The 18,478-nt window shown below is 45.4% G+C and carries 14 protein-coding genes; 5 read left to right on the top strand and 9 right to left on the bottom strand.

What is annotated here, in order from left to right:
- Positions 1–119: 119 nt before the first annotated feature.
- The 8 genes from MSG36_RS22955 to MSG36_RS22920 all read right to left on the bottom strand — a co-directional run bounded on the left by MSG36_RS22955 (position 120) and on the right by MSG36_RS22920 (position 10,186).
- On the bottom strand, positions 120–2,600 hold the full coding sequence (locus MSG36_RS22955; RefSeq protein WP_248369834.1) for an EAL domain-containing protein: 2,481 nt from the start codon (positions 2,598–2,600) through the stop codon (positions 120–122).
- 192 nt (positions 2,601–2,792) lie between these two features.
- Positions 2,793–5,291: an EAL domain-containing protein gene (locus MSG36_RS22950; RefSeq protein WP_248369832.1), complete on the bottom strand. Its 2,499-nt coding sequence runs from the start codon at positions 5,289–5,291 to the stop codon at positions 2,793–2,795.
- Positions 5,292–5,459: 168 nt separating this feature from the next.
- Positions 5,460–6,176 carry a 5-amino-6-(5-phospho-D-ribitylamino)uracil phosphatase YigB gene (gene yigB, locus MSG36_RS22945; protein ID WP_248369830.1) on the bottom strand — a complete coding sequence of 239 codons (717 nt, stop codon included), beginning with the start codon at positions 6,174–6,176 and terminating at the stop codon, positions 5,460–5,462.
- A gap of 15 nt (positions 6,177–6,191) precedes the next feature.
- The gene (gene xerC / locus MSG36_RS22940) at positions 6,192–7,124 is read right to left on the bottom strand and encodes a tyrosine recombinase XerC (RefSeq protein WP_248369828.1); all 933 of its coding nucleotides are present in this window, start codon (positions 7,122–7,124) and stop codon (positions 6,192–6,194) included.
- Complete coding sequence (locus MSG36_RS22935) at positions 7,093–7,791, bottom strand: DUF484 family protein (RefSeq protein WP_017061014.1); 699 nt, start codon at positions 7,789–7,791, stop codon at positions 7,093–7,095. Before MSG36_RS22935 ends, xerC begins: the two co-directional genes overlap by 32 nt.
- Positions 7,792–7,835: 44 nt before the next feature.
- Positions 7,836–8,666 (bottom strand): diaminopimelate epimerase, encoded by an 831-nt coding sequence (gene dapF, locus MSG36_RS22930; RefSeq protein ID WP_017061013.1) that lies wholly within the window; start codon positions 8,664–8,666, stop codon positions 7,836–7,838.
- 11 nt (positions 8,667–8,677) lie between these two features.
- Positions 8,678–9,931, bottom strand: coding sequence for a diaminopimelate decarboxylase (gene lysA / locus MSG36_RS22925; RefSeq protein WP_017061012.1), 1,254 nt, complete (start codon positions 9,929–9,931; stop codon positions 8,678–8,680).
- A 42-nt stretch (positions 9,932–9,973) separates the two neighbouring features.
- A complete protein-coding gene (locus MSG36_RS22920) occupies positions 9,974–10,186 on the bottom strand; it encodes a lipoprotein (protein ID WP_017061011.1) in 213 nt (70 codons plus the stop codon).
- Here MSG36_RS22920 and cyaY point away from each other — a divergent pair.
- The gene (cyaY, locus tag MSG36_RS22915; protein WP_050634944.1) at positions 10,166–10,480 is read left to right on the top strand and encodes an iron donor protein CyaY; all 315 of its coding nucleotides are present in this window, start codon (positions 10,166–10,168) and stop codon (positions 10,478–10,480) included. The genes MSG36_RS22920 and cyaY overlap by 21 nt on opposite strands.
- 71 nt (positions 10,481–10,551) lie before the next feature.
- On the opposite strand, the gene MSG36_RS22910 is transcribed toward cyaY, so the two are convergent.
- Positions 10,552–13,080 (bottom strand): class I adenylate cyclase, encoded by a 2,529-nt coding sequence (locus MSG36_RS22910; protein WP_017063755.1) that lies wholly within the window; start codon positions 13,078–13,080, stop codon positions 10,552–10,554.
- Positions 13,081–13,424: 344 nt separating this feature from the next.
- Between MSG36_RS22910 and hemC the strand changes: the two genes are divergently transcribed.
- From hemC to MSG36_RS22890, 4 genes are read left to right on the top strand one after another with little or no spacing between them, the layout of a single operon-like run.
- Entirely contained in the window at positions 13,425–14,363 is a 939-nt protein-coding gene (gene hemC, locus MSG36_RS22905) for a hydroxymethylbilane synthase (RefSeq protein ID WP_048610790.1), read from the top strand.
- A gap of 2 nt (positions 14,364–14,365) precedes the next feature.
- The gene (locus MSG36_RS22900; protein WP_248369826.1) at positions 14,366–15,094 is read left to right on the top strand and encodes a uroporphyrinogen-III synthase; all 729 of its coding nucleotides are present in this window, start codon (positions 14,366–14,368) and stop codon (positions 15,092–15,094) included.
- Between the two features lie 19 nt (positions 15,095–15,113).
- Complete coding sequence (locus MSG36_RS22895; RefSeq protein WP_248369824.1) at positions 15,114–16,340, top strand: uroporphyrinogen-III C-methyltransferase; 1,227 nt, start codon at positions 15,114–15,116, stop codon at positions 16,338–16,340.
- Positions 16,340–17,521: a heme biosynthesis HemY N-terminal domain-containing protein gene (locus tag MSG36_RS22890; protein WP_017063752.1), complete on the top strand. Its 1,182-nt coding sequence runs from the start codon at positions 16,340–16,342 to the stop codon at positions 17,519–17,521. The genes MSG36_RS22895 and MSG36_RS22890 overlap by 1 nt, the downstream gene beginning before the upstream one ends.
- Positions 17,522–18,478: the final 957 nt, after the last annotated feature.

The raw sequence follows: 18,478 nt of genomic DNA, 5'->3' as shown, positions 1-18,478 counted from the left end.
AACACATTTCAGGACGGGACAGATACTAAAAACAAAAAGGGTGAGCCATAAGCTCACCCTTTTTACATCGTACTTTCGTTATTGATCCAACGAGTGTTTCACGTGAAACGGTCGCTCCATCAAAACAAACGCTGAGGCTGACCAAAATAATACCCTTGCAGGTAATCAACGCCCATGTCTTCAGCAATACGACACACCTGTTCGTTATGAACGAACTCTGCCACCGTCTTAGCATTCAGAATCTGACATAAGCTCACTAACTGCTGAGCGATCTTGCGTTGCTTTTTATCTTTATCAATATTGCGAATCAAACTGCCATCAAGCTTGATCACCTGTGGTTCCAGTTTCAATATCTCATCAATGTTCGAATAACCCGAACCAAAGTCATCGACAATAATATTCACACCAAGATCGCGGAAGTGATTACACACCTCGATCAAGCGACCGTAATCCTGTATTTGTTCCGTTTCTAGCACCTCCAAGCCAATACGCTGTGGGTGACTGATTTTCTTGATCGCTTGCTCAAGGTGAAGAATGGTTTTCTCATTGCTGAAATCTTGTGGCGCTAAATTAATTGAGAACGAATCGGTTCGCTGACTCATAAAATCGAAGGTGCGCGTTATCATCTGACGACTGAGACGTGTATAGAGGTGGGTTCCTTCAATGATTGGCAAGAACTTACCTGGTGCAATCAGCTGACCGTCCTCTTCAATTCGAACCAAACACTCGTAGCTCTCTACCTGATGGCTATGCGCCGAAACAATCGGTTGAGAACACGCCACAATATTCTGATTAAGCACAGCACGACTCACGCACGATAGCCAACCAAGTTGCTCTTGGCGATGCTTCTCCAATTGAATGAGTGCCTTGGCGCTCACTAAGTGTTTGTTTTGGCTGACGGCGCTGCGCCGCGCATCAATAGCCTTCAACAATAAGTCATCAATAGAGGTAGTCGGGAAATCTCGACGGCTGGCAATACCCGCACAGATAGACACCGACAAGTAATCAATATCGGGTAAACCGGTAGGCTCAAAATTCACATGCTCGGTTTGATCCGCAAATTCCGAGAATCGCTGATGAATATGCTCTTGGCTCGCCCAGCTATCAAACACCACCGCCCACTCACCAATACCGATACTGTAGAGCTGACAGCCCTCATCAAAGAACTGCCACAGCGCCTTTTGAAAGTACTCACTCAAATCATGCAGAAGCTTGTCACCCACTCGATACCCGTACTTCTCATTAATCTGACCAAAGGTCGTGACCTTCAAAGCTAACAAATGGCTGTCACTGCTCATCTTCGACAGCTTCTCACGCAATACACTGCGATTGGGTAAACCAGTACGATGATCAATTCGGTAGCTTGCCGTCAATGCGGTCGCTTGCTGCTGAATCTTACTCGCCATGCTGTTGTTCATGTCATCGACATCAAGCAGTGCATTTCGGATCAATGAAAACAGAGGGGATATGTTGGTCGCGGGTTGTGTCTCTAATGGCAATACCGCCTTACCCTCGCCTTCTCTAAGCGCAAGGTAAGTGAGGCTATGGTGCAAGATTCGCTGTTGGCTATTCTCTTGATAAAGTTCTCCCATGCAGTAAACGCCATAGCTGTCGGCCAATTTTTGGAAAACCTCAACCTCTTGGTTACCATCGATAAAGTCGATACGAGAGGTGCAGTTGTAAATGAAGAACTGTTCTGGTCTATGAGAAGCGATCTGTTGAACGCCCAGTCGTATTTGCTCTAGGGTTAATGATGGATGGTCATAACAAAACCGGACCTCATCGCCCACTTGGAACAGGCCGCTGAATTCTATCTCTCCACTTTCCGTTACCTTGAGCGGTAAGTGAATGTTTTGCTCTTTCGGGTCACCGACCATCAAGGGAAAGTTATGCAGTTGCTCAAAAGGTACTTCGAAGCCATCAGCGAGGTAACGATTATAGAGTTCGCGAACAGGCATCCCATCCAACTCCAGCAACCGGTTATCTTGAGCACCTGTCACTCGAAAAGTCCAACCGATCGGATTCCATTCAGTGTAATACCCCTTAGCAATGGACAGCTCGACACTGTGCAGCGCCAACATCACATAGGCATTTTCATAGCAAATGCCGTCTAACATCACCCATCGTCCATTATCTGTGATGGTCGATGCACCGCCACAGATAGGTAATGAATACCTCGACTGCTCAAACGCTGAAAATAGATCTCGGTTATTTATCTGCAAGCGGTCTGCGAAACAGATGATACTTTGAGTATTATCATTGCACTCAAGCTGTTGCCACATAGCGTGGCTATCGAACAATGGTTGTTCGCTATATTCGACAACACCACAGGAATATGACGTCGCGTCAAAGCGGGTAACAATCAGATAAAGACCTTGGTGCAGGATGACACCTTGGCTGATGTAGTGGTTAGCACTGCAACCAATCAGTTTGGCATTGGGGAATGTCGATTGAATCACTTGGCAGGCAGCCAAAACAGAACCTTTCTCGAAAGACGAAAACACCTGAATCAGAAGGCTTTCATGTTGATGAAAATCTATCTTTTCCAATTCACGTTGGGTTTGCTCAATGTCTTGTATCAGGAGAGAAGTCGACTGCATATTCACATTAATCGTTACGTTAATGATTTGTTATTGTGCTTATTATAGATAAGGCTTGCACGGAATACTTACGATCGTGTTATGAATAATGTGACCTTAGTTAGACATCATTCATTCCGCCAAAAAGCAGTCATTAATGGCGGCGCAGTACTTTTATAGCCAGTAGTTACACAATGCGGGAAGCTTTAACCGCTAAAACAGTCGCTTAGGCTCACCGAAGTAGTAACCCTGCAGATAATCGACACCCATTTGCTCTGCTATCTCACAAACCTGTTGGTTATGGACAAATTCAGCGACCGTTTTGGCATTGAACACTTGGCACAAACGAACCAACTGAGAGGCTATGTTTCTTTGTTTTTGATCTTTGTCGATATTACGAATCAAGCTACCGTCGAGCTTAATGATCTGCGGCTCAAGCTTAATGATTTCATCGATGTTGGAGTAACCAGAGCCAAAGTCATCAACAATGATTCTCGCCCCAAGCGCACGGAAGTGATCACACACCTCAATCATGCGGCCATAGTCTTTAATCTGTTCAGACTCGAGAACTTCTAAACCAAGTCGAGTAGGATCGTTCATACCATTGATCGCAGCTTCAAGAACCTCAAGCGTCTTGTCGCTCAACAAATCTTGTGGGGATAGATTGATAGAAAACGAGCTCTGCTTATCCGCCATATAGCCAATAGTGCTCTTAATCATGTGTCGACTAAGGCGCGTGTATAGGTGGGTGTCAGCAATGATAGGTAAGAACTTTCCTGGTGGCACAATGGTACCGTCCGACTCCATGATTCTGACCAAACACTCTTGGCCAATCATTTCGTGCGTACCCGATTCCACAATCGGCTGTGAGTAAGTGATGATGTTCTGATCTAAAATTGCACGGCTCACACAGCTCAACCAACCAAGTTGCTCTTTGCGGTCCTCTTCGCTCACCTGAATGTCTTTGGCATTGGTGATGTGGGTATTGTTACGTACTCCATAGCGTCGAGCTTCGATCGCTTTCAATAAGATCTCGTCACCACTGTCGGTTAAGAAGTCACAACGACTAGCAAAGCCGCCACACAGAGAAACCGACAGGTAATCAATATCAGCCAAACCATACGGCTCAAAATTTATGTGTTCGATGTCATCGGCGAACTCAACGAAACCTTCTTTTATTTTCGTACTACTAACACTAGCATTGAAAATAATCGCCCACTCTCCAACACCAATACTGAATAGCTCTACCTTCACGCGAGGCTCTTTGACGACACGAAGCTGCAATCGCTCGATAAAGTGATTAGACAGGTCAAGCAGTAGCTGATCACCCACTTGATAGCCGTATTTTTCGTTAACTTGATGGAAATTCGTGAGCTTTAACGTGAGTAAGTGTTCACTAAACAGAATAGTATTGAGGCGTTCTTTCAATACGATACGGTTCGGCAAACCAGTACGCGAGTCAATGCGATAGCTTTCGGTTAAGCGACGCGCTTGTTGATGGAGTTTTTTCTCCATCTGAGTATTCATACTGTCGAGATCAGCGACTGCATTTCTGACAAGGTTAAGCAATGGCGACACGGTTGAGCCACACTGAAAGTCTTCGCAATGAAACTCTTTAATCTCGTCAGACTCGCGCATAGCGATATAAGTCAGGCTGTGGTGCAGTATCTCTTGGCGGTCTTCATTACGGTATAGCTCCCCCATGCAGTAGGCACCACATGTATTCACTATCCCTTCAAATGGCTTGAGCTCAAGTTTACTGTCGATAAATTCAAGTCGAGATACGCAGTTATAAATGATCACCGATTCAGGCTGATGCATGGCTAGCATCTCGGCCCCGTGGCGCACCTTTTCTGCAGTCAACGAGGGGTGGTTATAACAAAACTGCGCCTCCTCACCGACATGCCAAGGGCTATCAAACTCGATACTGCCATCATCATTAATACGTAGCGGCGTCGAGATCCCCTTCTTTCTGCCAAGTTCTCGATAAAGCGGAAAGCTCATCAGCTGGCTAAAAGGAAGGTCTTTGCCATCCGCAAGGTAATGTTTGAATACTTCGATAGCCGGCTTGTCATTCAATGCGTATAAGCGATTTCCGATTGCGTGTGTGACTCGTAGCTTCATCCCAATCGGGTTCCACTCAGAGTACGCGTCCGACCAAACCTTCAATCTTGGGTTAGTCAGAGCCACCGCAACACAGGCGTGCTGGTAGGTTTGCTCGTTATACATAACCCAACGGCCAAATTCATTCTCATGACACAGTCCACCAGCAATCGGCAAGGCGTAAGGCAAATTTTCAAAAGCGCTATAGATAGGATAATCACGCCCTTCAACTTGATCGCACAAACTGATGACCGTTTTGGTGTCTTCTGTAAGGCGCAATTGAAAAGCTAAGTCTTGGCTATCTTGATTTGGATTGCCGGTAAAAGGCTGAACCGCAGAGGTTAGATGGGTTTCGTTGAACTCACTGATGATGACTAAAGTGCATGCACTTTCAAGGCAATTATCACAGATAACATGACGAGCACTCTGACCAATTAGCGTCGCATTGTTTAAACGATTAAGGGCAACACTCGCGATTTGACGAGCCAGGTCTGGAGATTGAGCTGAGAAAATTTGAATAAGGTACTGTTTGCTGTCACACCATTCTCGCTGATCAAATTGAGCTCTAAATAACGCCTCAGTATTTGCGAGAAATGTAAATGTTTGCATGCCAACCCTTGTTCAAAATCGAGTGAAGTAACAACCCGCAACCACTGCTATGACTGAAATGAATCGATAAAAAGTAGTCGCCAATTATCCTAGCCTAATCAGGCTTTTATAGGCGACTAATGTAACAATTCACTATCATAAATGCGACACAATAAGCTTACCGAGCCATTAAATTAGTCGCATAAGATCGCTAAGTTGGTCTATTTCAACATCAGGGAGCACGCTCGCCTTCGGGGAGCGGTATAAATTGGAACCAGTGTCATTAAACCAGCACGCTTGGAAGCCATTTTGCTTGGCTCCATAGACATCCGTTTTAAGGTGATCACCAACATGAAGAATATTATCAGCGTCGCAATCTAGGTGTTGCTGAGCTTTTTCAAACATATCTGGGTAGGGTTTTGCTCTGCCATCAGGGCCAGCTTTAAGGATTAATTGAAAATACTGCCCTAAGCCAATTTTGTGTGGGTCGACATTGCCATTGGTAATCGCAACCAGAGGAATACGTTGGCTAAGCTCAGTCATCACTCGATGTGTTTCTTGAGGAACGTCGACTTGATTGCGCAGCCATAAGGCATGCTCAATGCCCTCTCGAGCCGCTTGCTCTGCTTGCTGCAGAGAGTAACCCAATTGCAGCAAACCACTCTTAATCTGAGTTTCACGCCACACGGTGACATCATGTTTCAAAGCTGGGTTTTCAGATGCGACTTGCTGTTTAATGCCCTGCCACTCTTCAAGCGATAAAGAAGCAGACACTGGGTGCTTTTGATAAAGCCACTGTGCCATCTCTTTCTCAACCTTCATGATCACAGGCCAGTTGTCATACAGGGTGTCATCCAAGTCAAAGGTCATGGCTTTGATGGGCTTTAACCCTCGATAAATTCGCATAGTAAACCCTTTAATCTAATCTTTATTCTTCTTACGAGCTCTCGGGTGAGCCTGATCATAAGCTTGTGCTAAGTGTTGGAAATCTAAGTGGGTATACACTTGGGTCGTCGAGATGTTTTCATGGCCAAGCAACTCTTGCACAGCACGAAGGTTTTGGCTCGACTCCAGCACATGCGTTGCGAAGGAGTGACGCAGTTTATGCGGGCTAATATGACTCGCGACGGATTGCTTCTTGCCCCACTCTTCCATGCGCTTTTGCACGCTACGGTGAGAGATACGAGTCCCGAGCTTAGAGACAAACAGCGCGGCTTCACCCGGTGAAGCCAATTCACCACGAACTTTGAGCCATTTATCGACCCACTCTTTTGCTAAACCAGAAAAAGGCGCTTTGCGTTCTTTGTCGCCTTTACCAATTACTCGGATTTCGCCTTGTCGACCCAACACATCTTTAAGATTGATACCGACCAGTTCTGCCAATCGTAATCCAGCACCATACATCACCTCCATCATCGCTCGATCACGAATCGACAATGGATCGTCCTCATTCACATCAAGCAGTTGACCCACTTCATCGACATCGAGGTTTTTAGGCAAAGGACGTTGTTTGCGAGGCGCAGAGACACCTTTGGCTGGATTAGCGGTCATTTCGCCACGCAACACAAGGAAATCAAAGAAGCTGCGCAGTGAAGATAAGCGCGTTGCAATGCTGCTCGCCTTCATCCCCTCACGCATGCCTTTACTGGCCAGTTGTCTGACCCACGCCGCATCGACTTGACCCCAGTCTTTAAGTCCGAGCGTGACTAAATGACCGGCCATGGTTTCAAGTTGTTGTTTGTAATTACGTTGGGTGTGTAGGCTGAGTCCCTTCTCGCTTCTGAGATATTCATAGAAGCGAGAAAGTGGCTTTTGAAGGCTGTTAGGAAGAGGTATTTTGGGCTCTAGGCTCATTATTTATCTGCCAAGGTAAGGTGTCCGCCAAATGAGCGACAACAAGTGCTAAATGGCGTAAAAAGAGCGTATCCATATGGGGTTGGAAATGTCCGCCATCTTCACTAGAAAAGGCGAGCAAACCCAATGGAGACTGCTTAGCAAGCGGTAGTACTACATAAGAGCCTAGCTCTGGAACTGGATAATCACCAAACAAATCGTGTCTGTCGGCTTTTCTCAAGCGCCCAAGATAAGCATCTTTGCCATTGAAATGGTTAAGCGAAAACTTAGAGTAACCCTCAGCACTCAACTGATAAAATCCAGATTGCGAAAGAATTCGAACATGAGCCTTAAGCCCAAGATCTAACGCTTTTTGTTCAACGGCTTTTATCACCTGCATAAAGTCACTGCATTTCAGCACTTGCGCTTGCAGATCCATAAACTCATAGAAGGTTTTATCGTTATTTGCCGCCAACGACATCAAGCCAGTGATCTCTTCTTCAAGCTCTTCGATTCGATGACGCTGGCGTTTAAGCTGAACCTCAACCAGAGAAACAGCGCCCTGCTCAACGTTATTGATAGCAAGGCGATCAACCAAATCTTTTCGGTCTTGGAAAAAATCTGGGTTATCACGTAAATATTCCGCAACCACTTCTGCGGTGAGTGCGTCGGCTTCAACGTAAGACAAAACCTATCCTTTATTTTTATGAATCTATTTGTTTTGGGTCGTTATTAGCAAGAAAGTTGACCATCAAACACATGCGTTGCAGGGCCGGTCATAAACAGAGGTTTACCCGGGCCTTGCCAGCTAATGTGTAAATCACCGCCAGGTAGACGAACTTTCACATTCTCAGCCAGTAAACCTTGAGTGATACCCACTGCAACAGCACCACACGCACCGCTACCACAAGCCTGAGTTTCACCCGCTCCACGTTCGTAAACACGCAAGCGAACTTCTTCACGGTTAACGACCTGCATAAAGCCAGCATTAACACGCTCAGGGAAACGTTCGTGTGATTCAAGTAGCGGGCCTAAGGTGTCCACATCAGCCGTGTCGACGTCATCAACCACAGTCACCACATGTGGGTTACCCATGCTTACCGCACCACAGAACAAGGTGTGTACATCCGTTCTTAGGATATACGTCTTCTCTGGCTGCTTCGCCTTGAATGGAATCTTGCCGGGTTCGAACTCAGGAATGCCCATGTTCACCGTGATCAGGTCATTCTCTTCGATCTTGAGAACCATTTTACCTTTCTTGGTACTCACGTTGATGCTGTACTTATTCGTTAAGCCTTTCATGCGAACGAATCGTGCAAAACAACGAGCACCATTGCCACACTGCTCCACTTCACTGCCATCTGCATTGAATATGCGGTAATGGAAATCAGTTTCTGGATCATAGGGAGCCTCAACCACAAGTAGCTGATCAAAGCCCACGCCAGTGTGACGATCCGCCAAACGACGGATCAGATCTGGAGAAAAGAAAATATTTTGAGTAATGCAGTCCACGACCATGAAATCATTGCCCAAACCATGCATTTTAGAAAAGTGGAAGTGCATAACGCTTAAAATTACTCCGGAAGAATGTTTTCAAGTTCCCACAGACTCGTAAGCTCTTCACGCTGACGAACCAAGTGAGTTTTATCGCCATCCACCATCACTTCAGCCGCACGCGAACGAGTGTTGTAGTTAGATGACATCGCGAAGCCATAAGCACCCGCTGAACGAACTGCTAGCAGATCACCTTCTTCAAGAACAAGGTCACGATCTTTACCTAAGAAATCGCCTGTCTCACAAATTGGGCCAACCAAATCGTAAGTCACGGCTTCACCCTGACGAGGGCTCACAGGAACAATATCCTGCCAAGCTTGGTAAAGTGCTGGGCGCATTAGGTCGTTCATTGCTGCATCGATGATGGCAAAGTTCTTGTGCTCTGTTGGCTTGAGGAACTCGACTTTCGTTAATAATACACCAGCGTTAGCAGCAATCGCTCTTCCAGGCTCGAAAATCAGCTCTAGATCAGAATGATTGTCTAGACGAGCCAATAAGGCTTTCGCGTAGTCAGAAGGCTGTGGTGGTAATTCATCACGATAAACCACACCCAAACCGCCACCGACATCAAGGTGTTTGATGTTGATACCGTTAGCACGTAGCTGGTCGATCAGCGCAAGCAGGCGATCGGTTGCATCGATGAAAGGTTCGATATCCGTTAACTGAGAACCAATGTGGCAATCAATACCATGGATAGACAAGTTATCGAGTGTTTTTGCAAACTCATAGACAGCAGGAGCACGGTCGAAAGCGATACCAAACTTGTTATCACGCAGACCAGTAGAGATATAAGGGTGAGTGTTGGCATCAACGTCTGGGTTGATACGCAGTGAAATCGGCGCTTTAACACCAAGCTCACCAGCTACTTTATTCAGTCGCTCTAGTTCTGGTTCAGACTCGACGTTGAAACACTTAATGTTCAACTCAAGCGCACGCTTCATTTCAGCGGCTGTTTTACCGACACCAGAGAATACAACTTTTGCTGGATCGCCACCGGCAGCAACTACACGCTCTAGCTCACCGCCAGATACGATGTCGAAACCAGAGCCCAAGCGAGCCAAAGTGTTCAACACGCCAAGGTTCGAGTTAGCTTTAACGGCATAACACACCAAGTGCGGATGCTCACCAACCGATGAATCAAACGCATTCCAGTGGCGTTCTAATGTTGCACGAGAATATACATACAGCGGTGTACCATATTGCTCTGCTAGTTGTGAAAGTGCGACGTCCTCAGCCCAAAGCTGGCCATCTTCCTGATAGTTGAAGTAATCCAAAGTTCTTATCCCTTATAAATAACGATTTCTGCGTGTTTTCACTTATTGTGATTGTTCGGTTTGCTGAACTTCATCAGGATCGTACAAAGGACCCGTTTGACCACAACCAGAAAGTCCAATAACGGACATCATAAATAGAGCAGTAATTAATTTTTTCATTTTGCATATCGTGATTATTAACTCAATGCCCCCTATAATCGCACCACACTCAGGAAAAGCAATAGGATAGAAAGGATGAACGAGACTGAATTTCATCAGCTGGTCGATATACAGATGCAAAACATCGAAGAAGCTATCGATGAGTCAGAGGCAGATATTGATTACGAAGTGACTGGTAACGTGATGACGCTGGAGTTTGAGAACCGCAGCCAAATCATCATTAACCGCCAAGAACCAATGAAAGAAATCTGGTTAGCGTCTAAATCTGGTGGCTTTCACTTCAAGCTAGTTAACGACAAGTGGACATGTTCAAAGACGGGCATGGAGCTGTTTGAGATGGTTAAAGAAGAATGCGTGAAGCACGCAGGTGAAGCGATCGATTGGGTCTAATCATTTGTAAGCAAAACTAAAAAGGAGTGAATCAATCACTCCTTTTTTAATATCAATCAGTCTTAGTAAGACTAGATGTTAACTATCTTTGAGCTCCGAGAAGCTAAAGTTGCATCGTTACGATAAGGCACAACATAGGAATTGCCTTCTTCAGGATGAACGATTTGGTAGTACTGAGGTAGATTAAAGTTAATCAACTTAGACGACATCTTCGACTCATCTTTTACCGATGTGTAGAAAGAATTCACGCTCGCGATCATCTCATCTTTTTCACCGCTGTATTGGTGATACACCTCAACCTGGTTCGACTCGTCCAATACATAAATATTGAAGCCTTTATCAGTATCTTCGAAGAAGAACTGAATCAAGCCCTCACTCGCAAAACCATCAACCACTTCTGGCAGCTGGTACTCTTGCTCTTTATCGAGCATCAGTAAAGGTGAGCCCTTCAGCTTGTTGGTTGAGATGCTACGGTAGAAATCGACCGAGTTTTCCAACATCTGCACCGACACACCACGACGTTCGAAGAATAGGCCAAACATCTTATTAGCTAAACGAATAGCCTTAAAACGGCGGCGCTTCTCGGGTTCAATCGGTTTCAATCGCAAGTCGATACACTCAGCAAGCAGTTGATACACCATGTTACGCATCACACCACGCAGGTTTTTGCTGTAACAGAACACATCAACCGACTCTGGTGGCAGCGCATCTTGGTGCATTTTGCCAAGTACCGTCTTCAGCGCATCCAGCATTGCCGTATCACCTTGGAAATGCAGCGTACGTACTTCATGCCAAGAGTTACGATAAACCAAATCGACACTGCCGACTAAGCTCTTACCTTCTTCACCAAAGCTGAAGATATCCGCATTTTTGAGATCCACTTTTAATGCACGACCACTTAATTCAGACGTCGGATCATTTTCAAAGTTGATGAACATCGCCAACTGGCTTATCTCACACGGACTCGCCAGTGCTTGCATACTCGGGCGACGCTTACGCAAAGAAAACGTATTACGCAGGTCGCTCACCATTTGATAGAACTTATCGATATCAATGTGAGCGTCACGAACCACAGAGTGCAAACGCGTCGACTCGGTAATCAAGCCATTAAAAAACGACCATGCTACCAACTTACTCAAATACTCATGGTGTTCCAGAGAAGGCTGACCAAGAATGCGGTGTGCAACCAGAGGCTGCTTATACAAGTACCAACCGGCTTTATTCGACTGACCCTGACGAACCTCGATAAAGCTCAAATCTGGCTCATGCAGATCCGGAGAGATTTGCGGGTTCAGTAGTGTCACTTTACCTGGCAATACCTCAAACGCAGCGTAAAGCTTACGTGCCAAGATACTGATATCTTGTGGGCTGATTGCCGAAGTGATGTCGTTACGACGCGCAAATTGAATCAGATTACGGTAGCTCAGCATCAATGCATCAAGCAGTGCATGGTGCACCACTTTAACCTGCTCAACCTTCCAGTTACGGCGGTTATCAAGCTCAGCAATGGTTTCATGTCCCCAATTCCAAGACTTAGTCATCTCGGTTAAGGCTTCACGACGCCACGCAACAGAGCCAATGCCCGCATCTCGTGACAACTTCTCGTGGGTCTTAAGATAAAAACAGCGTCTTACTAAGTCCAATCGAGTGTGGTCGTTAATACGTTCTAGGTAGCGCGTTACCTTCTCAAGCATCAGATAGTAGCTATCCATGCCGTACAGATCCGGTTCATCCGCGAAGAAGCGACGCTTGGTATCAATACTCAGCAGTTGGGTGTTTGGGTATTCCCATGAATAGGCCTCTAACAAGATCGCCTTCAAAACCGATTTATACGGTGAGTCGATACTCTTATAGAGCTGCCACAGGTTTGAACCAAAGTACTCTTCAGCGGGAATGCGATTCAGCTTGCCGAAATCGATCCACTGCGAGCAATCAAGATAACCATCCTGACACAAGCCTTGAACATACTCGTCGTAACACTCTTCCATTTCTGGCGGAATGATTTGCCACAACAAACGTTGACCAGCCAAACGAACCGCAGAGCGATAAAACTCATCAAGCAGTAATAAATGCTGTGAAGAACCACAGTTATCGCCTGTCATCTCTTCTGAATGATTCGAACGGAAACGCTCTTCATCCATCAAGAAAAAGTTCGCTTCTACTCCTAGGGTTTCAGCCCAATCGGTAATCAAGAGACACTTGTTGGTTAGGCTATCGCGAGATGCGCCATCCATATCCGGGGAAACACACACCCAGATATCAAGATCACTTGAAGTGCTTTGACCAATAGAAGAAGTACTGCCCATGGTATACAAGCCAAGGATTGCAGGTTCATCCGCCTCGGTGAGTTTGCCACCAAGCGTTAATTCGGTATCAGAGACAAATTGCTTTTGGAATTCATTAAGCGTGAAGCTACGAATTCCAAAAGGAACTTGTTGGTCATAATAACCAGGCATCATCGGGTGATTGAAGTGAAGCAGTGCGGGAATAAGGTTGAATACTCGCTGGCCTTGCACATTCATCAACGCCAACGCACGATCAATGCGCTGCTGATTTAGATTGTCTAATCGTTGAATCAAAGTTTGAGTGTAAGCCTGCAAGGTAAGTCCTTGGTTTGAGGTTAAGTGCAGTTCTGTTTAGTTACTGAACGAAAGGAGCAACAAAACGTGATCAATTTAACACTTTTACCCTTAATGGTAAAGCAAAGGAACCCGTCATACTGGTCAATTCCTTGATGACAGAAAGTTAAACTCACGGCGCCGTAGTGTCCTCTTTATTGACTATTTCTAATAATAGCCCATGTTTCAAATGAGATACCAATCACACTATTTTGGTGAACTCATGAAAATCTCTCAGCTATCAAAGTATGGAATGATCAAACAGTAAGAATTCTCGCCTCATAATGGTAGGATTAGGCTATTACAGAACCTATATCGGAAACACCATGACAAATTCAGCACCAATCCGTATCGCGACCAGAAAAAGCCCTCTTGCCCTTTGGCAGGCATACTTTGTAAGGGATGCACTGCAAGCTGCTCACCCTGGTTTAGAGGTTGAGTTGGTAACTATGGTGACCAAAGGTGACATCATCCTAGACACTCCGCTTGCTAAAGTGGGTGGTAAAGGGTTGTTCGTTAAAGAACTTGAAGTAGCAATGCTAGAAGGTCGTGCTGACCTAGCCGTTCACTCAATGAAAGATGTACCTGTCGACTTCCCTGAAGGTCTAGGTCTGGTAACGATTTGTGAGCGCGAAGATCCGCGTGACGCATTCGTATCAAACACTTACAACAACATCGACGAACTCCCACAAGGTGCTGTCGTGGGTACATGCAGCCTGCGTCGCCAATGCCAACTGTTAGAATACCGCCCTGACCTCATCATCAAAGAGCTACGCGGCAACGTTGGTACTCGTCTAGGTAAACTCGATGATGGTCAATACGATGCGATCGTACTGGCTGCTGCAGGCCTTAAGCGTTTAGAGCTAGAAGAACGTATTCGTAGCTTCATCGAACCAGAACAGTCTCTACCTGCTGTTGGCCAAGGCGCTGTTGGTATTGAGTGCCGTCTAGATGATGAACGTCTAATCAAGCTTCTTGAGCCGCTGAATCATAAAGACACAGCTGATCGCGTACTTTGCGAGCGTGCAATGAACCTTACTCTAGAAGGCGGTTGCCAAGTGCCTATCGGTAGCTATTCACTATTAGATGGCGACAACATCTGGCTACGTGCATTAGTTGGTGAACCGGACGGTTCTAAGATGGTTCGTGGTGAGATCTCTGGCCCTCGTAAAGATGCAGAAGCGCTTGGCGTGACTCTGGCAAATCAATTGCTGGATGATGGTGCAAGAGAAATCTTAACCAAGCTCTACGCTGACCAAGAATAATCATGACAGTGTTGGTGACTCGTCCCGGTTCAGAGGGACAATCGCTTTGCCAACAACTAGCGGATGAAGGTATTCAAGCAATCCATCATCCGCTAATTCGTATCGTTGATAATCCAAACTCTGCGGATTTAAGCACCCAGCTTAACAACAGCGATATCATTATTGCAGTCAGTCACCACGCCGTGACAGCTGCCCAAAACATCCTTTCGAAAACCTCATCCATTTGGCCCACTTCGCCGCTTTATCTTGGCGTTGGTCAAAAAACTGCGCACGTTTTAAGCAAAGTCTGTAAACAAAAAGTAAACTACCCTCAAGTTAGTGATAGTGAACATCTTCTTAAACTTACTGAACTTAATGGCGTAGAAAATAAGTCCATTTTGATACTACGTGGTAATGGTGGGCGTGAGCTCATTAGAGATTCTCTACTCAATCGAGGTGCACAAGTCTCTTATTGTGAGACCTACCGTAGAGAATATATTCCTATTAGCGACCACAATACCTATCAAACATGGATAAACAAAAAAACGTCCAAAGTTGTCATCACTAGTCAGGAACAATTGGAGTATCTCTGCTCAATTACCCCTGATGAGTATTTGGCTTGGCTTTCAACAAGACATCTACTTGTCCCAAGCCAGCGCATTGTAGAACGAGCACAACAACTCGGCTTCTCGAATGTGACCAATACTCACAGTGCTACGAACCAAATATTACTGGCTGCTCTCCGGCCCTAGCTAGAAACAGGAAATAAGCATGACAAGCAAAAAAAATAATGAGCATATTGAACCTGAAAAGAAACAAGATACTCAGCCAGTAGTTGTTGAAAACGAAAAAGCTGACTCTACAGAGACAAAACAGCCTGAACAGAAGCTTGATGCCTCTGCGTCAAATACCGCTAAAAATGGGCAGCCTCAAGCTGAGCATCAAGAGCAAATTGAGAAAGCAGAAAAGCAAGGTAAGCGCGGTGTCAAACTAGGCGCTATTGCGATCGCTATTTCAATTATCTTCAGTGGCGGTATCGCATTTCAAATGCAGCAAAAGAGCGCTGAGTACTCGGCTCAAATCGCCGCTCTTCAAGCTCAACTGCAAAATACCCAATCTGCAGTAAATAAAGACCTACAAACCATCAAGCAAGAGACTATCCAAGAAGCGTCACACGCGGTGGAGAAAACTCAAGTCGTACAGTCTCAACAGCAGAAGAGCATTCAAAGCCTGCAGTTAGCAGTGGCTGACGTGAAAGGTCGCCGCCCGAATGACTGGTTACTTGCCGAAGCCGATTACCTTGTGAAACTAGCAGGACGTAAACTGTTCCTAGAGCATGATGCCGTTAGTGCAACCAAGTTAATGGAAAGTGCTGATCAACGTATCGCAGCACTGAATGACCCGAGCTTAGTGTCACTGCGTCAATCAATGACCAATGACATTACCAAGCTTCGTACCATTCCTCTGATCGACCGTGACGGCTTAGTTCTGCGTATCACAAGCCTGCAAAAGCAAGTCGATACACTGCCGCTTGCCAATGCAATTCTTCCAGAAGCCGCAGCTGTTGAGAAAAAAGCGGTATCGCAAGATATTAATGATTGGCAGAACAACCTGATGACGTCGATGAAAGACTTCTCAGAAAACTTCATCACATTCCGCAGTCGTGATGGCGAAGTTATCCCTCTACTATCACCAGAACAGCACTTCTACCTGCGTGAAAACATCAAAGGAAAATTAGAAACCGCAATTCGCGCCGTCTACAAAGAACAAGGTGAACTCTATAGCGCAGCTCTTAATACCGCTAGCGAGTGGTCGAAAGCGTATCTAAACCAAGATAACAACTCAGTGATTGAATTTGAGAAAGCGATTAAACAGCTAAGTGAACAGAACATCTCTGTGAAATACCCTGTAAAGCTTGAATCTCAAAATGAGTTGTCAGATGTGATACGCGAGCGCCTACGTCGTGAAGTCACCGTTATGACCACGGAGGAAAAATAATGATTCGTTGGATTTTTCTTTTTCTCGTTCTAGGTGCTGGGTTAATTGTTGGTACTCAGTTCTCTGGTCAACAAGGCTACGTTCTGATCTCAATTGCGAATAAGACCATTGAGATGAGCGTGACAACACTGGTTATCTTTGTCATTGCTCTTCTAGCGGCTCTATTCGGCTTAGAGTACCTATTTAAAAAGCTTATGTACGCAAGCTCGACAACTTGGAATTGGTTCAGTGTTCGTAAACTGAAACGCTCTCGTCGTTATACCAATGAAGGCATCATCAAGCTGCTTGAAGGTGACTGGAAAGGCGCTGAGAAGAAAGTAACGCGTTGGGCTAACCATCACGACATGCCTCTACTTTGTTATTTAGTCGCTTCTCAAGCGGCACACGAGCAAGGTAATACGAGTGAGCGAGATAAGTACATCGAGCTTGCTAGCCAACAGGACGACTCTCTACTGGCGGTTGAGCTAACAAAAGCTAAACAGCAAATCAGTGAGTCAAACTACGAAGCTGCATTCGATACGCTTTCTACTTTAAAAGGCACATACCCTAATAACACTGCTGTACTTGGCCTGTTAAAAGCCACTTACTTGCAACTGAAGTTATGGCAGCCATTGCTAGAGCTAACGCCTAAATTAGTTAAGAACAAACTTCTAACAGCTGATGAGCAACGTGAATTAGAACAGAAAGCACAATGTGGACTACTTCATGATGTGGCACAACAGCAAGGTAGCGAAGGTTTAATCAGCCATTGGAACAAGCTTTCAAGAAAGCAGAAACAAAGTTCGCATCTTGTATCCTGCTTTGTGAAGCAACTTATCGCGCGTAAAGCTGATTCAGAAGCCTTCACTGTGATCAAAGAGAACATTGCAAAGAGTGGGTCAAATGAACTCTACATGTTGCTTCCAGAGCTGAACCTAGCCGATCACCACCCAGTAGTTGTCATGCTAGAACGTGCAATCAGTAAAGACAGTGGTAATGCAGAAGCACACAGCGCGCTGGCTCAGTTCTACTTAAGAGAGCAGAAGTGGGCGGAAGCACAAAGCCACTTCGAAAAAGCCCTAGCACTTCGCTCAAATGTTTCAGATTACGGATACCTGTCTGACGCCTTAGAGAAGCAAAACTTAACGAAAGCAGCTCACGAAGTTTCTCGTAAAGCGCTCGCTCTAGTTCAACCCGCTTAATTCAAAGCGACTCAAACTAAGCCGATGTCTAGCATCGGCTTTTTTGTATCTGCTATTAACCCCTAGATAACTTCTACAATAGCTATAAACCAAGCTCATCAAACTCTTACCCGCCCAATGCCACCAAACCTAGTGCACAAAAGTCACTATGAAATAGCGCAATTAAGCCTCCCAAACACACGGAGAACGACTTTAATTGTGTCTGTACGTAGTTTTACCATTCTTATAAACAAGTCCTTATAAGAGGTTCGAGAGGAGTCATAGAGAAAAGTGACACCTTTAAGCCCAGAGTAGTTGAGTCTCACCTTGAGAGAAGGCGTTTAAAGATATTTACCCGCAGACAGATACCCACTTAAAGTCACGCTGAATTAACAATTAAATAGCCATCAATGTTCCAACTATAAACCGTTATAACCGGGGAGTTCACGTAACTGCCTGTACATTCATCTATTTAGTAGAAGGGATATAGCAAGAGTTACCGACCAACAAAACCTTGTTATTAGAAACGAGGCATCTTTATCAGCCAGTTCAAATTAGTAGGAGATAGAGCTCTCAATACGCTCAGGAAAAGTTAATCATCGAATCAATAGCCACAAGTATAAACTTACGTAATCAAGCGCTGTTAGAGAGAGCAGGCTTGATAATAAGTGTCGGAATATCAGAGCTCGTGATCAACGTAAAGCGCCTCTACAAACTCTGAGACGAATAATAAGACTCAGATACCGGAAACGACGAAAGCCTAGTCGTCAGACTAGGCTCTCTAATATGTACCGAGATAGCATGAAGTGCGGGAGCTCGGTGCCTTTACAACACTCATATAGTCTAACCACAAAACACTTTTCTTCAAATGTAAAAAAGCCCTGCTATTTCTAGCAGGGCTTTTCTAATAAGTGGCGGAGTGGACGGGACTCGAACCCGCGACCCCCGGCGTGACAGGCCGGTATTCTAACCAACTGA

It is taken from the genome of Vibrio sp. 1CM8B, from assembly GCF_023161685.1.
Classification (GTDB): Bacteria; Pseudomonadota; Gammaproteobacteria; order Enterobacterales; family Vibrionaceae; genus Vibrio; species Vibrio coralliirubri.
This window is presented reverse-complemented; position numbering and strand designations above follow the sequence as displayed.